The organism is Uliginosibacterium sediminicola (genome assembly GCF_039631295.1).
Classification (GTDB): Bacteria; Pseudomonadota; Gammaproteobacteria; order Burkholderiales; family Rhodocyclaceae; genus Viridibacterium; species Viridibacterium sediminicola.
This window is the reverse complement of the sequence record NZ_JBDIVE010000010.1, coordinates 15,139-28,702: the sequence shown is the minus strand read 5'-3', so window position 1 is coordinate 28,702 and position 13,564 is coordinate 15,139. Positions and strand designations below refer to the sequence as shown.

Here is a 13,564-nt window from a genome sequence, read left to right as displayed (position 1 = left end):
TGCGTGAATGGCGCGCCCACAGCGCCACACACATAACGTCTGCAGAGGTCATGTCATGCTGCTGAGCTTCGTCATCATCTACTGGCTGATTTCCATCGCCATCGGTCTTTACGCCGCGTTGCGCGTCAAGAACACGACGGACTACGCGGTGGCCAGCCGCGCCCTGCCCTTCCATGTCGTGACCGCCACGGTGTTTGCCACCTGGTTCGGCTCGGAGACCGTGCTGGGCATTCCCGCCACCTTCCTGCAAGACGGTCTCGGCGGCGTGGTGGCCGATCCCTTCGGCTCCTCGCTGTGTCTGATCCTGGTCGGCCTGTTCTTCGCCAAGCCGCTCTACCGCCTGCGCCTGATGACCATCGGCGATTACTACCGCCTGCGCTACGGGCGCACCGTCGAGCTGATCACCACGCTTGCCATCGTCATTTCCTACCTGGGTTGGGTGGCGGCACAGATCAAGGCACTCGGTCTGGTCTTCTTCGTCCTCTCCAACGGCGCGGTGTCGCAGGAGCTGGGCATGGTCCTGGGTTCCGCCTCGGTGCTGGTCTACACCTTGTTCGGCGGCATGTGGTCGGTGGCGATCACCGACTTCATCCAGATGATCGTCATCGTCATCGGCCTGCTCTACATCGGCTGGGATGTCGGCGGCAGCGCCGGCGGTGTCGGCACGGTGATCGCGCATGCGCAGGCCGCCGGCAAGTTCCAGTTCTGGCCGGAGTTCAAGCTTGACGCCATCGTGCTGTTCATCGGCACCTGGATCACCATGATGCTCGGCTCGATCCCGCAGCAGGACGTGTTCCAGCGCGTGCAGTCGTCGAAGACCGAGAACATCGCGATGTGGGCCTCGGTGCTCGGTGGCTCGCTGTACTTCGTGTTCGCCTTCATCCCGATGTTCCTCGCCTACAGCGCAACGATGATCGCGCCGGATCTGGTCGCCAAATACATCGACACCGACCCGCAGCTGATCCTGCCCCAGCTGGTGCTGGAAAAAGTGCCGCTGATTGCGCAGATCATGTTCTTCGGCGCCCTGCTCTCGGCGGTCAAAAGCTGTGCTTCGGCGACCTTGCTGGCGCCCTCGGTGACCTTCTCCGAAAACCTGCTGCGCCCCATCCTCAAGGCCTGGAAACCGGAGCTGACCGACAAGCAGTTCCTGCGCTGGATGCAGGGCGTGGTGCTGGTGTTCACCTGCGTCGTGACCTGGATCGCGATGAACTCCAAGCTGTCGATCTACGGCCTGGTCGAGAATGCCTACAAGGTGACCCTGGTCGCCGCCTTCGTGCCGCTGGCGCTGGGGGTGTACTGGAAGCGGGCCACGACTCAGGGTGCCGTGGTGTCGATGCTGCTGGGCCTGATCACTTGGATCAGCCTCGAAGTGCTCGCTGCGGGCGATGCGCCGCCGGCCTGGACCGAAGTCTGGCTGCCGCATCTGGTCGGCTTCCTGGTCTCGCTGGGCAGCTTCATCCTGTTCTCGCTGCTGCCGCAGTTTGTGCGCACGCCGCCGATTCCGCAGGCGCCCGGCGCGCCGCACACGGCACATGCGGGTGAGCATCCGCTGGGCCACGTCAGCCCGGCGGGCTCGCCCGGCCATGGCGGCGTCTGAGATGCGCCCGCAACGCGGCTGGTGCAGCAAAGCCCTGGATGCGTGATCAGCGCCTGCCGCGTTACCTGGCTTTCTCGTATGCCGTCCTGACGGCCTATGCCTGCCTGTATCCGCTGAGCGGCTGGCGCGATCCCGGCGGCAGCCCACTGGCCTTTCTGGTCGCGCCCTGGCCGCGCTACAGCACCTTGGCCGACATCTGGCTCAATGTGCTGGGCTACATGCCGCTGGGTTTCAGCGTGCTGGCCTCGATGCGCTACCGGCGTTCTCCGCTGCTGGCGGTACTGCTCAGCTGGCTGTTGTGCACGCTGTTCAGCGGTGGCATGGAATACGCGCAGAACTACCTGCCCACGCGCGTCGCCTCGAACATCGACCTGGCCACCAATTCACTCGGCGGCCTGCTCGGCGCGCTGGCCGGCCTGCGCTGGGGCAGGATGTTCGATCACGATGGCGCGCTGATCCGCTGGCGGCAGCGGCGCATCCTGCCCGGCCATATCGGTGAAGCCGGCATGATCCTCGTCGGTCTGTGGTGGCTGACCCAGCTGGAACCGACCAGCACCTTGTTCGGTACCGGCGACATGCGGCCGCTGTTCGAGCTGCCCGCCGCCATCGCCTTTTCGACGCGCCGCTTCGTGCTGATCGAAACCCTCATCGTCAGCATGAATCTGCTCGCCCTGGGCATGTTGCTGCAACGCTGCATGCGCGAGCGCAGCATCCTGCTGGTGCTGATCGTCCTGCTGGTAGGACTGGGTTTGCGCTCGCTGGCGGACTACGTCTTCGTCGTCCCGCCGCAGCCCTGGCAATGGGCCACGCCCGGCGCCGTGCGCGGCATCGCGCTGGGCCTGCTGGCGCTGCTGCTGACCTGGCGCCTGCCCGGCTGGTTGCAGCACAGCACCGCCTGCGTGGCCCTGCTGTGCTCGACCGTACTGGTGAACATTGCGCCGGAGAACCCCTTCGAGCTCGCCTCGATGCGCCTGATCCACGAGGGCCACTTCCTCAACTTCCACGGCCTGACGCGCCTGTCCGACTTCCTCTGGCCCTTCCTCGCGCTGATCTACCTCAGCGCCAATGCCAGCCTGGTCGCCCGGCGCTAAACGCTTCAGCCCGCCGTGCGCAGCGCGGCATAGGAATTCCCGGCCTGCGAGGCCGCCAGCTCGTGCAGCAGCTCGACTGTCTCGTAGAGCGGCAACCCCATGATGCCCGAGTAGGAACCCTTGATCTCGGCGATGAAGGCCGCCGCGCGCCCCTGAATGCCGTAGGCGCCCGCTTTGCCGAAGGGCTCACCACTGTCGACGTAGTGGGCAATCTCGTCCTCGCGGATCTCGCGCATGCGCACCGTGCTGATCGACAGGCGCTGCAGGAACAGCTTGTCATCGGCCAGCACGACAGCTGTAAGCACGCGGTGTTCACGGCCTGAGAGGCGGCGCAGGATACGCGCGGCGTCCTCAGCATCTTCCGGCTTGCCGATGATCTCGCCATCCAGATCCAGCGTGGTATCGGCGGCCAGCACCGCCTGGCGGCGCAGCTTGCGCCAGACGATGCGGCGCTGTGCGCCCTCGGCCTTGGCGATGGCGACACGCATCACGTAGTCCTCGGGGGGCTCGTTCGGATGCGCGTCTTCCGCAACATCTTCATCGTCGCGCGGTGGCGAGCGGAAGAACAGGGTGTCGAATTCGATACCGATCTGGTGCAGCAAATCGCGCCGACGCGGGCTGGTCGAAGCCAGATAGATACGCGGAAGACTGGGCAATGAGCTCATCTGCGGAAAGCCTTTGCTGCGAAGACATGAGACCGGCAGCAAGAGTGCCGCCGGCGCACCGCATCATTCACGGTGATATGGGTGGTTTTGCAGCAAGCTCCATGCCCGATAGAGCGCCTCGGCGAGCATCACCCGCACCATGGCGTGCGGCAGGGTCAAGCTGGAGAGGCGGATGCGCGCATGGGCAGCGTCCTTGAAAGCCGGCGCCAGACCATCCGGTCCGCCGATGACGAAGGCGACATCATCGCCCTCGGCCTGCCATTTCTTGAGATGCTCGGCCAGACGCTTGCTGCTCAGGTCTTCACCACGCTCATCGAGGACGACGATCCGCGCGCGGGCGGGAATCGCCTGGCGCAGGCGCGCCGCTTCCAGCTCCATCATCTGCGCCGGCAGCTTGCCGGTGGTGCGCGGTTCGGCACGCACTTCGACAAGCTCCAGCGGACAGTCACGTGGAAATCGCTTGGCGTATTCGGCAAAGCCCGCCTCGACCCAGGCCGGCATGCGCGTGCCGACGGCGGTAATCAGCAGCTTCATGCCGACAGCTGTGCTGCAATCACTCCGCAGCCTGGCTCATGCTGGCAGCGACCATCTTGCGGCGGGCGGCCGGCGTGGTCTGCCAGAGTTCTTCAAGGTTGTAATAACTGCGCACAGCCGGCTGCATGAGGTGCACGACGATATCGCCCAGATCGACCAGCACCCATTCGCCGCCCTGCTCGCCTTCGACCGAGATGACTTCGCCGCCGGCCTCTTTGACCTTTTCCTGAACGTGGTTGGCGAGCGCACGCGTCTGGCGATTGGAATTGCCGCTGGCAATGACGACGCGATCAAACAGGGAGGTGAGCTTGGTGACGTTGATGACTTCGATGTCGACAGCTTTGATGTCTTCGAGTGCGGAAACAACGATTTTTTGCAGCTTGCGAATATCCATGCGGTGGGGGTGTTGGCTATCGGTAGAGGGAATGGGCTTCAATATAGTCGAGAACCGGCTCGGGTACCAAGAAACGCGGACTGCGTGCCGTGCGAATCTGCTCACGCACCGCCGTGGCCGAAATATCCAGCGCCGTCATCTCGAAGCGGGCAATGCCGCCGGCGGCTTGCTGAGCCAGTGCTGCCGGCAAACATTGCCGTTGCGCCAGCTCGGCGGCAAGCTCGGCCGGCAGGGCCTGTTCAGCGAGGACGTAGCCGGGCCGCGTGGCCAGCGCGATGTGCGCCAGCGCGAACAGCTCGCGCCAGCGATGCCAGCTGGCCAGACCGAGGAAGGCATCCGCGCCCATGATCAGCACCAGCGGGCGGTCCGCGCCGAGCTCGCCACGCAGGCGTTCGAGGGTCGGCACGGTATAGCTGGGTGCCGTGCTGCTGACTTCGGCAGCATCGCATTCAAACTGCGGCAGCCCGGCCAGCGCCGCCTGCACCATGGCCAGACGATGGGCGCCGCTCGCTTGCGGCGCGGCGCGATGCGCGGGCTGGCCAGCAGGAATGAAGCGCACGCGGGGCAAACTCAGCGCGTCGGCCGCTTCCTGCGCCAGACGCAGATGGGCGTAATGGATCGGGTCGAATGTCCCGCCCAGAATGCCCAGCGGCGCCTGCTCAGTCGGCATCGACCAGGCCCGGCAGCGCGCCGAAGATATCGCTGACGCTCAGATAATTACTGGCCGCGCAGACCGGCATCAGCAGACCGAAAACCAGGGCGCTGGCGAGGATCTGACCACCCGGCCCGGCCAGCAGGACCAGGCTCAGCGGAATCGACAAGGACACCAACACCAGACCAAAGACCAGGAAAGCGCCCTTGTTGCGCCAGCAGGCAATGATGCTGAAGACCAGGGATTTGAACGGCGGTACGTCGGCATAGGCGCTGAGCATCGGCGCGATCCACATGATCACGCTCAGCACCGAAGCGCACAGCACGTAGATCAGCGCCGCCCACAGCACATTGGCCGGCATCGGCGCGCTGGCATTGGCAGCATCGCTGAGCGTGCGCTCGACATCGTCACCGGCGACCCAGCCGGACAAAGCCTGACTGAGCGAGAGCATCACGAACATCACCAGGCCGAGTATCAGCAGGCTGCGCGCATTGCGCTCCAGCGCTGCCCGCCAAGTGCGCGGATCGGGGCGTCCGCCCTGAGTCAGGGCATGACAGACACGCAGCAGGATGGCATCGACGAAGGGCACCAGCAGGCAGATGATCAGGGAGCCCAGCCAGGGAATGCTGCCGATCAGCAAGGACAGGGACAGACCGAACAAGGTCGTCATCGACAGCGCCAGCGGATTGCTGCGCCACAGACGGAAACCGCCGCTGAGCCAATAGAAGCCGCGTGCGGCGGGTAATTTCCGGGCTTGCAAACTCATGCGGGCTCCGTCGCTTCGGCAAACAGATCGTGGTGGGCCTGGCGCAGCGCACCGACGCTGACCGGGATGAAAATCAGCACGCCCAGACCCAGCGGCGCCATGGCCAGCACAAACAGTGCATAGATGCACAGACCGAACAGCAGGATGGGGCCAAAGTTGCGCGCACTGGCATGCAGCGAGACACCCATGGCGTCCAGCGGTGACAGCCCGCGATACATGATCAGCGCGGGCGAAAAGATCAGGGTGAGGATCAGCAGCAGCCACAGCACCAGGACGATGGCGCCGCCGGCCAGAATGGTCGATAGCAAGGTCGCCAGCCAGCTGAGCACGCCACTGAGCGCGCTGCCCAGGGCGACGCCCAGCACACCAACCAGCAGGCCGCCACCCATCGCCAGCATGATAGTCAGGTGCAGCAGCACCAGCGGAATACTGAACAGCACGCCGACCAGGGCCAGATTGGCGGTGTGGCGCGACATGCCTTCGAGCAGATGGCGGAACTGCAGGGTTTCGCCCGCCGCCTGCCGCTCGGCCACGCGCAGCATGCCGCCGGTGAGCAGCACGAACATCACCGGCGCGGCCATCGGCCCGAGAATCGGCAGGAAGGGCACGATGAACATCGAGATGATGGCCATCACCACGAATGCCGTCAGCGACATCAGGAGCCACTGCACGGGCTGGGCGACGAACATGCGCCAGCCGCAGGCCAGCCACTGCAGGGCATGAGCTGCCGACACACGCACCGGCACGGGCCGGTGGAGTCGGGAATGGTGAGCTGCGGTGCTGGGCATGGAAGAGGGAGAAGCTTGAGAGCGGGTCGACATGCTAACGAATGCGGGGCCTGAGTTCAAACCGGCGGCGGCATGACATCGCGCTCGATGCGGGCCGGCACCTGATCATCGATCCAGGCGTGGATCAGGGTATAGCTGAGCGCCAGGATCACCGGACCGAGGAACAGGCCGACCAGGCCGAAGCCGATCAAGCCGCCGATCACGCCGATCAGGATCAGCACCAGGGGCAGATGTGCACCGCGCTGGATGAGGATAGGCCGCAGCACGCCGTCCAGCGTCACCGCCAGCACCGCCACCACGGCCAGCACCACGCCCTGCCAGGTATCGCCTTGCCAGAACAGCCAGATCACCGCCGGCAGCAGCACTGGCATCGGGCCGATCTGCGCCACGCACAACATCAGCATCAGCGAAGTGAGCACGCTGACAAAGGGCACCCCGGTCAGCAACAGGCCCAACCCACCGAGCAGGGACTGGAACAGCGCAGTCACCACGATGCCCAGCGCCACCGCACGGATCGCCTGCCCTGCCAGCTCGACCAGGGCATGCGCGCGCTCGCCGGCCAGACGCAAGGCAAAGCGGCGGATGAACAATGCAGCGAGTTCGCCCCGCAGGTAGAGCAGCACCGTGGTGGCCATGGTGATGGCGAAATGCAGCAGCACCGCCCCCACGCTGCCCGCCTGGGCAAACATCCAGGCGGTGATTTCACGGCCATGCTCCGACAAGCGCGCGCCCAATCCGCCGGCGCCAAGCAGGCGCTGCCATTCGAGGGCAATGCGTTCGCCCACATAGGGCAGCTCGCGCAGCCACTGCGGCGGCTGCGCCTGGGCGCCCTGCTGCAGGCTGCTGACCCAGTCGATCAGCTCGCCGCCATTGTCGATCAGGGTGAAGATCGCCAGCAGCAAGGGCACCACGATCACCACCACCAGGCCAACCGTCATCAGCACGGTGGCCGCAATCCGCCGCCCGCCCAGCGCTGCCTGCAGGCGCAGCATCAGCGGCCAGCTCGACACGACGATCATCACGCCCCACAGCACACCGGGCAGGAACGGTCGCAACACCCAGAAGCAGCTGATCAACAGCAGCGATACCAGAACCACGGTGACCAGAATGCGCAGCGGGTCGGCAATGCGCGGTGCCTCATGCATGTCCAGCTCTCCTGTGAATGAAGTCGTGCGACAGCATCATGATGCCAGTTTCGCGTGACGCTTCAGGAACTCATTGAGCGCGCGTGCCGTATGCGTGTCGCGCTGGCGCAGCTGCGACACCGGGCCTTCGAACACCACCTGACCGCCGCCATCGCCGCCTTCCGGCCCCATGTCGATGATCCAGTCCGCCTCGGCCATGACGTCCAGATCATGCTCGATGACCAGGGCCGTATTGCCCGCCTCGACCAGACGATGCAGCACGTGAATAAGCTTTGTGACGTCGGCCATGTGCAGGCCCACGGTCGGTTCGTCGAGCACGTAGAGCGTGTGCGGGCTCTTGTATTTCGAGGCGCGCGCAGCCGGATCGGTCTTCACTTTGGCCAGCTCGGTGACCAGCTTGATGCGCTGCGACTCGCCGCCCGACAGCGTCGGTGAGGGCTGGCCCAGAGTGAGATAGCCGAGACCAACGTCCTGCAGCAGCTTGAGCGGATGCGCCACCACCGTGTGCGACGCGAAGAACTCGACGGCTTCGTCGACCTCCATCGCCAGCACATCGGCAATCGACTTGCCGCGCCACAGCGCGCTCAGCGTGTCGGCATTGAAGCGCTTGCCGTCGCAGACATCGCAGCGCACCTTCACATCGGGCAGGAAGTTCATCGCCACGGTCTGCTGGCCTGCACCTTCGCAGGCCGGGCAGCGGCCATCGCCGGTATTGAAGGAGAAGCGTGCGGCGGTCCAGCCACGCAGCTTGGCGACCTCGGTCTCGGCGTAGAGCTTGCGGATGTTGTCCCAGAAGCCGACATAGGTTGCGGGGCAGGAGCGCGGCGTCTTGCCAATCGGCGTCTGGTCGACTTCGAGTACGCGACCAACCGTCTGCCAACCTGTAATCGAGCTGTACGCGCCTGCGCTGGCGGCACGCGCCGGCATCACCGCCTTGGCTTTGCGCCCCGCCGCTTTCGCCGCCTGCGCATCTTCGCCGATGAGTTTCTTCAGCGCGCCATGCAAAACATCGCGCGCCAGCGTGGACTTGCCGGAACCGGACACGCCGGTCACCACGCTGAGGCGCCCCAGCGGCACATGCACACTCGCCGAGCGCAGGTTGTGCAGGCTGGCGCCTTGCAGCGCAATCGCCGGATCAGCTTGGGTGACGTCCTTGCGCGTGTGCAGCGGATGCTGCATCGGCTCGCGCAGGCATTGGCCGGTGACCGAATCCGCGGAGGCGATCAGCTCCTGCGCCGTGCCCTGGGCGATCAGGCGACCGCCGCGCGTCCCCGCGCCCGGCCCCAAATCCAGCACTTCGTCGGCACGCAGGATGGTGTCTTCGTCATGCTCGACGACCACCACCGTATTGCCCTTGTCGCGCAAGGCGGTGAGCATGTCGAGCAGCACGCCGTTGTCGCGCGGGTGCAAGCCAATCGAGGGCTCATCGAGCACGTAACAGACACCGCGCAGATTGCTACCCAACTGAGATGCCAGGCGGATACGCTGCGCTTCGCCGCCCGACAACGTCGGCGCGGCGCGATCCAGCGCGAGATAACCGAGACCCACATCACGCAGGAAAGCGAGGCGGTGCGTCAGCTCGCTGACGATGTCGCGGCCGATCTCGGCCTCGCGTCCCGCCAGCTTGAGGCTGGCGATCCACTGTGCCAGATCGGCCACCGAGCGCTTGCTGTAGTCGGCAATCGACGCCTCGCGATAACGCACCGCCAGCGCCACCGGATTGAGGCGCAAGCCATCGCAGGCGCGGCAGGCGACTTCCTCGCCGTCTTCTTCGATGCCGGCAAACTCCATCTCGGCGACATCGACTTCCGGCTCCTTCATCCATTTCGGAATCTCGACGCCGGTGCCGCAGCAGCTCTCGCACCAGCCGTGCTTGGAGTTGTAGGAGAACAGGCGCGGGTCGAGCTCGGGGAAGCTGGTGCCGCAGCTCGGGCAGGCGCGCAGAATGGAGAACACGACGTCTTTTCCATCCGGCGTGATCAGCCGCACCACGCCCTTGCCGAGCGCCAGCACATCCGCCAGCTTGTCACGCAGCTCGGCCTCATTGTCGGCACGCACATCCACATCGCATACCGGCAGCTCGATATTGTGCTCCTTGAAGCGATCCAGGCGCGGCCAGGGTGCGACCGGCAGGAATTCGCCATCGACGCGCAGATGCGTGTAACCCTTGTTCTTCGCCCACTTGGCCAGATCGGTGTAGAGGCCCTTGCGATTGACCACCAGCGGCGCCAGCAGGCCGATGCGCTGGCCACGGTAGTCGCGCAGAATGCGCGCGGCAATGGCGTCCTGCGTCTGCGGCTCGATGGCGCAGTTGCAGTCCGGGCAGTATTGCGTGCCGAGCTTCACGAACATCAGGCGCAGGAAGTGATGGACCTCGGTGAGCGTGCCCACCGTGCTCTTGCGCCCACCGCGACTGGTGCGCTGCTCGATGGCAACGGTCGGCGGAATGCCGTGGATCGCGTCGACATCCGGCTTGCTCGCCGGCTGCACGAACTGGCGCGCGTAGGCATTGAGCGATTCGAGATAACGGCGCTGGCCTTCGGCGAACAAGATGTCGAAAGCCAGCGTCGACTTGCCTGAGCCGGACACGCCGGTCACCACGGTGAACTTGTTGTGCTGAATCGCCAGCGAGACGTTCTTGAGATTGTGCTCGCGAGCGTGGGTGATGGTGATGGTGTTTTTTTGCGGGAGTGGGGAGTGGGAAGTCGGGAATCGGTAAATCGCTGCGGGCTCGGCGGCGCGCAGCGCCTCGACTCCCGAGTCCCGACTCCCGACGCCCAAGTGATATTCCGCCAGCGCGCGCCCGGTATGCGAACGCGCACAGGCGATCACATCTTCAACCGCGCCTTCAACGAGAATCTCGCCGCCGCCGTCGCCGCCTTCGGGGCCGAGGTCGATCAGCCAGTCTGCTGCGCGCATGACATCGAGATTGTGTTCAACAACCAGCACGGTATTGCCGGCATCAACCAGAGCACGCAGCGCACGCAAGAGCTTTTCGATATCGCCGAAATGCAGGCCGGTCGTCGGTTCATCGAACAGGAACAGCGATCCCTTCGTTGCTGCCTTCTTTTTCGCTGCGGACTTGGCGGCGTACTCGGCGAGGTGGCCGGCCAGCTTCAAGCGCTGCGCTTCGCCGCCCGAGAGCGTCGGCACCGGCTGGCCCAGGGTCAGGTAATCGAGACCGACGTCGACCAGCGGCTGGATCGCACGCGTCAGCTCCTTGTCCCCGGCAAAGAAGTTGAGCGCATCAGCGCAGGTCAGTTCCAGCACTTCGGCGATGCTCTTGCCCTGCAGCTTGAGTTCCAGCACCTCGGGGCGATAGCGCGTGCCGTCGCAATCCGGGCAGCGCAAATAGACGTCGGAGAGGAACTGCATCTCGACATGCTCGAAACCATTGCCGCCGCAGGTCGGGCAGCGCCCGTCGCCGGAATTGAACGAGAAGGTGCCGGCGGTGTAGCCACGTTGCTCGGCTTCCGGCAGCGCCGCGTAGCGCTTGCGGATCACGTCGAAAGCGCCGACATAGCTGGCCGGATTCGAGCGCGTGGTCTTGCCGATGGCGCTCTGATCGACCATCACCACGGCATCGATGAGATCCTCGCCCATCAGCTTGGCGAAAGCGCCCGGCGCCTCGGTAGATTCGCCCTTGGCTTTTTTGAGCGCCGGCCACAGCACGTCCTGAATCAGCGTCGACTTGCCCGAGCCCGACACGCCGGTGACGCAGACGAGGCGGCCCAGCGGCACGGCCAGATCGACATTCTTGAGGTTGTTGGCGGTCGCGCCGAGCAGCTTGAGACGCGGCGTTTTCGCCTCGACGCGCTGGCGGACGAGGCCGGCATCGACCTGACGATGGCCGCCCAGATACTGCGCTGTGAGCGTGTCGGTGCGCGCACGCAATTCATCCGGCGTGCCGTTGAACACCACATTGCCGCCCGCCGCGCCCGGACCGGGGCCGATGTCGATGATGCGATCGGCATTAAGCATCACGGCCGGATCATGCTCGACGACGATCAGCGAATTGCCGGCGTCGCGCAGATTGCGCATCACGCCGTTGATGCGCTCGATGTCACGCGGGTGCAGGCCAATCGAGGGCTCATCGAGCACGAACAAGGTGTTGACCAGCGAAGTGCCCAGCGCCGTCGTCAGATTGATGCGCTGCACTTCGCCACCCGAGAGCGTGCGGCTCTGACGGTCCAATGTGAGGTAGCCGAGGCCGACTTCGCATAGGTAATTCATGCGGCTGCGGATCTCGCCCATCACCAGGTCAGCCGCATCACCCGCGCTGCCGGGGATATCCAGTTGGCTCAGGAAATCGCGCGCGCGATCAATCGGCAAGCGCATCAGATCGTGAATCGACAAGCCCGGCAGGGATTGCAGCGTGGCTTCGGGCAGGGTGACGCCGTGGGGGCGGAAGCGCTGGCGAGTCACCGACAAACCATTGCCGTTCCCTCCCCCTCGGGGGAGGGTGGCGCTGTGCGCCGGGAGAGGGGAAAAAGCCAGCGCCGCATCTGCCGCCTCCTTCGTCCCCACGCGCCACAGCAGCGAATCGGTCTTCAGTCGAGCGCCGTCACACGCGGGGCAATCCGTGTAGGCGCGATAGCGACTGAGCAAGACGCGAATGTGCATCTTGTAGGCCTTGGTTTCCAGCCAGTCGAAGAAGCGCCGCACACCGTACCAGTACTTCGGCCAGGAGCGCTGCCAGCTCTTGAACTCCGGCTCGCCCTCCATCACCCAATGGCGGTGCTCGGCGGGCAGATCGCGCCACGCAATATCGGTCGCGACGCCGCGCAGACGCGCCATCTTCATCAAATCATCCTGACATTCCTTGTAGCTCTCGCTCTGCCAGGGTTTGACGGCGCCCGCGGCGAGCGATTTTGATTCGTCCGGCACGATCAGGCCCGGATCGATGCCGATCACGCGGCCGAAGCCCTTGCAGGTCTCGCAGGCGCCGACGGCGGAATTGAAGGAGAAATGCGCCGAGGTCGGCTCGACGTAGTGGATGTCGCACTCGGCGCAGTGCAGGTCGGCGGAGAACTTCCAGATCTGGGGAGTCGGGAGTCGGGAGTCGGGAGTTGAAACGCTTGGTTGAGTAACGCCCGACTCGCCACTCCCCACTCCCGCCGCAATAAGCTCACCACCAAGATGCACTTCCATCCTGCCGTTGCCCAGCCGCAGGGCCGATTCCAGCGCTTCGGCGACGCGGGCGGTCTCGGCATTGCCGAAGCGGAAACGGTCCACGGTCACCAACAAGCGCTTGCCCGATTCGGCCACACGCGTGAAACCCTGGCGCTCCAGATGGCCGCGCATTTCCTCGGCCGTGAAATTCTCTGGGATCGCCAGCGGCGCGACGATGGCCAGGCGCGGGTCCTCATGTTGCGGACAGCGCTCGGCAAGGCTCGCCAGAATCGTCTCCGGCGTCTCGCGCACGACCTCGGCGCCGCAGCCCTTGCAGTACAGCGTGCTGGCACGTGCGAAGAGCAGCTTGAGGTAGTCCGCCAGCTCGGTCATGGTGCCGACGGTGGAGCGCGAGGTGCGCACCTGGTTGCTCTGGTCGATGGCAATCGCCGGCGGCACGCCTTCGATGCGATCGACCTGCGGCTTGTCCATGCGGTCGAGGAATTGCCGCGCGTAGGGCGAGAAGGTCTCGACGTAGCGCCGCTGCCCCTCGGCGTAAAGCGTGTCAAAAACCAGCGAGGATTTGCCCGAACCCGAGGGCCCGGTCACCACGACCAGCTCACCGGTCGGGATGTCGAGGTCGATGTTCTTGAGGTTGTTCTGGCGGGCGCCGCGAATGCGGATATACGGATGATTCATAAGGGCAAAATCGGAGAAGACAGCGACACCCCGAACGACGGCGGGGCGAGAGCTGCATAGAGTAACCGATTGCCCGGAAAATTCCGGTGCGCTGGCGCGCGTTTGCCGCCGACATGAAAAA

Annotated in this window: 10 protein-coding genes; 2 read left to right on the top strand and 8 right to left on the bottom strand. The window is 65.0% G+C overall.

The genetic code is table 11. From position 1 onward, the window contains the following. Positions 1-55: 55 nt before the first annotated feature. Together ABDB84_RS16080 and ABDB84_RS16075 are read left to right on the top strand one after the other, a co-directional pair. Entirely contained in the window at positions 56-1,597 is a 1,542-nt protein-coding gene (locus ABDB84_RS16080; protein WP_345920777.1) for a high affinity choline transporter 1, read from the top strand. Between the two features lie 38 nt (positions 1,598-1,635). After that, on the top strand, positions 1,636-2,688 hold the full coding sequence (locus ABDB84_RS16075; RefSeq protein ID WP_345920776.1) for a VanZ family protein: 1,053 nt from the start codon (positions 1,636-1,638) through the stop codon (positions 2,686-2,688). A 5-nt stretch (positions 2,689-2,693) separates the two neighbouring features. Here ABDB84_RS16075 and ABDB84_RS16070 read toward each other — a convergent pair whose 3' ends face one another. The 8 genes from ABDB84_RS16070 to ABDB84_RS16035 form a co-directional block, all read right to left on the bottom strand. Continuing rightward, positions 2,694-3,353 carry a Maf family protein gene (locus ABDB84_RS16070; protein WP_345920775.1) on the bottom strand — a complete coding sequence of 220 codons (660 nt, stop codon included), beginning with the start codon at positions 3,351-3,353 and terminating at the stop codon, positions 2,694-2,696. A gap of 63 nt (positions 3,354-3,416) precedes the next feature. After that, on the bottom strand, positions 3,417-3,887 hold the full coding sequence (rlmH, locus tag ABDB84_RS16065) for a 23S rRNA (pseudouridine(1915)-N(3))-methyltransferase RlmH (RefSeq protein WP_345920774.1): 471 nt from the start codon (positions 3,885-3,887) through the stop codon (positions 3,417-3,419). Between the two features lie 19 nt (positions 3,888-3,906). Then, complete coding sequence (rsfS, locus tag ABDB84_RS16060) at positions 3,907-4,281, bottom strand: ribosome silencing factor (RefSeq protein WP_345920773.1); 375 nt, start codon at positions 4,279-4,281, stop codon at positions 3,907-3,909. A 16-nt stretch (positions 4,282-4,297) separates the two neighbouring features. Then, the gene (gene nadD / locus ABDB84_RS16055) at positions 4,298-4,951 is read right to left on the bottom strand and encodes a nicotinate-nucleotide adenylyltransferase (RefSeq protein WP_345920772.1); all 654 of its coding nucleotides are present in this window, start codon (positions 4,949-4,951) and stop codon (positions 4,298-4,300) included. Beyond that, positions 4,941-5,699 (bottom strand): BPSS1780 family membrane protein, encoded by a 759-nt coding sequence (locus tag ABDB84_RS16050; protein WP_345920771.1) that lies wholly within the window; start codon positions 5,697-5,699, stop codon positions 4,941-4,943. The genes nadD and ABDB84_RS16050 overlap by 11 nt, the downstream gene beginning before the upstream one ends. Then, positions 5,696-6,433 (bottom strand): BPSS1780 family membrane protein, encoded by a 738-nt coding sequence (locus ABDB84_RS16045; protein ID WP_345920770.1) that lies wholly within the window; start codon positions 6,431-6,433, stop codon positions 5,696-5,698. The genes ABDB84_RS16050 and ABDB84_RS16045 overlap by 4 nt, the downstream gene beginning before the upstream one ends. 110 nt (positions 6,434-6,543) lie before the next feature. Continuing rightward, a complete protein-coding gene (gene ydiK, locus ABDB84_RS16040; RefSeq protein WP_345920769.1) occupies positions 6,544-7,632 on the bottom strand; it encodes an AI-2E family transporter YdiK in 1,089 nt (362 codons plus the stop codon). A 36-nt stretch (positions 7,633-7,668) separates the two neighbouring features. Continuing rightward, positions 7,669-13,443 carry an excinuclease ABC subunit UvrA gene (locus tag ABDB84_RS16035; protein ID WP_345920767.1) on the bottom strand — a complete coding sequence of 1,925 codons (5,775 nt, stop codon included), beginning with the start codon at positions 13,441-13,443 and terminating at the stop codon, positions 7,669-7,671. Between the last annotated feature and the right edge of the window lie 121 nt (positions 13,444-13,564).

What these genes read in the sequence shown, in the direction of transcription:
- ABDB84_RS16080 (WP_345920777.1), top strand. Translation starts at nt 56, where the DNA reads ATGCTGCTGAGCTTCGTCATCATCTACTGGCTGATTTCCATCGCCATC.
- ABDB84_RS16075 (WP_345920776.1), top strand. Translation starts at nt 1,636, where the DNA reads ATGCGTGATCAGCGCCTGCCGCGTTACCTGGCTTTCTCGTATGCCGTC.
- ABDB84_RS16070 (WP_345920775.1), bottom strand. Translation starts at nt 3,353, where the DNA reads ATGAGCTCATTGCCCAGTCTTCCGCGTATCTATCTGGCTTCGACCAGC.
- rlmH (WP_345920774.1), bottom strand. Translation starts at nt 3,887, where the DNA reads ATGAAGCTGCTGATTACCGCCGTCGGCACGCGCATGCCGGCCTGGGTC.
- rsfS (WP_345920773.1), bottom strand. Translation starts at nt 4,281, where the DNA reads ATGGATATTCGCAAGCTGCAAAAAATCGTTGTTTCCGCACTCGAAGAC.
- nadD (WP_345920772.1), bottom strand. Translation starts at nt 4,951, where the DNA reads ATGCCGACTGAGCAGGCGCCGCTGGGCATTCTGGGCGGGACATTCGAC.
- ABDB84_RS16050 (WP_345920771.1), bottom strand. Translation starts at nt 5,699, where the DNA reads ATGAGTTTGCAAGCCCGGAAATTACCCGCCGCACGCGGCTTCTATTGG.
- ydiK (WP_345920769.1), bottom strand. Translation starts at nt 7,632, where the DNA reads ATGCATGAGGCACCGCGCATTGCCGACCCGCTGCGCATTCTGGTCACC.
- ABDB84_RS16035 (WP_345920767.1), bottom strand. Translation starts at nt 13,443, where the DNA reads ATGAATCATCCGTATATCCGCATTCGCGGCGCCCGCCAGAACAACCTC.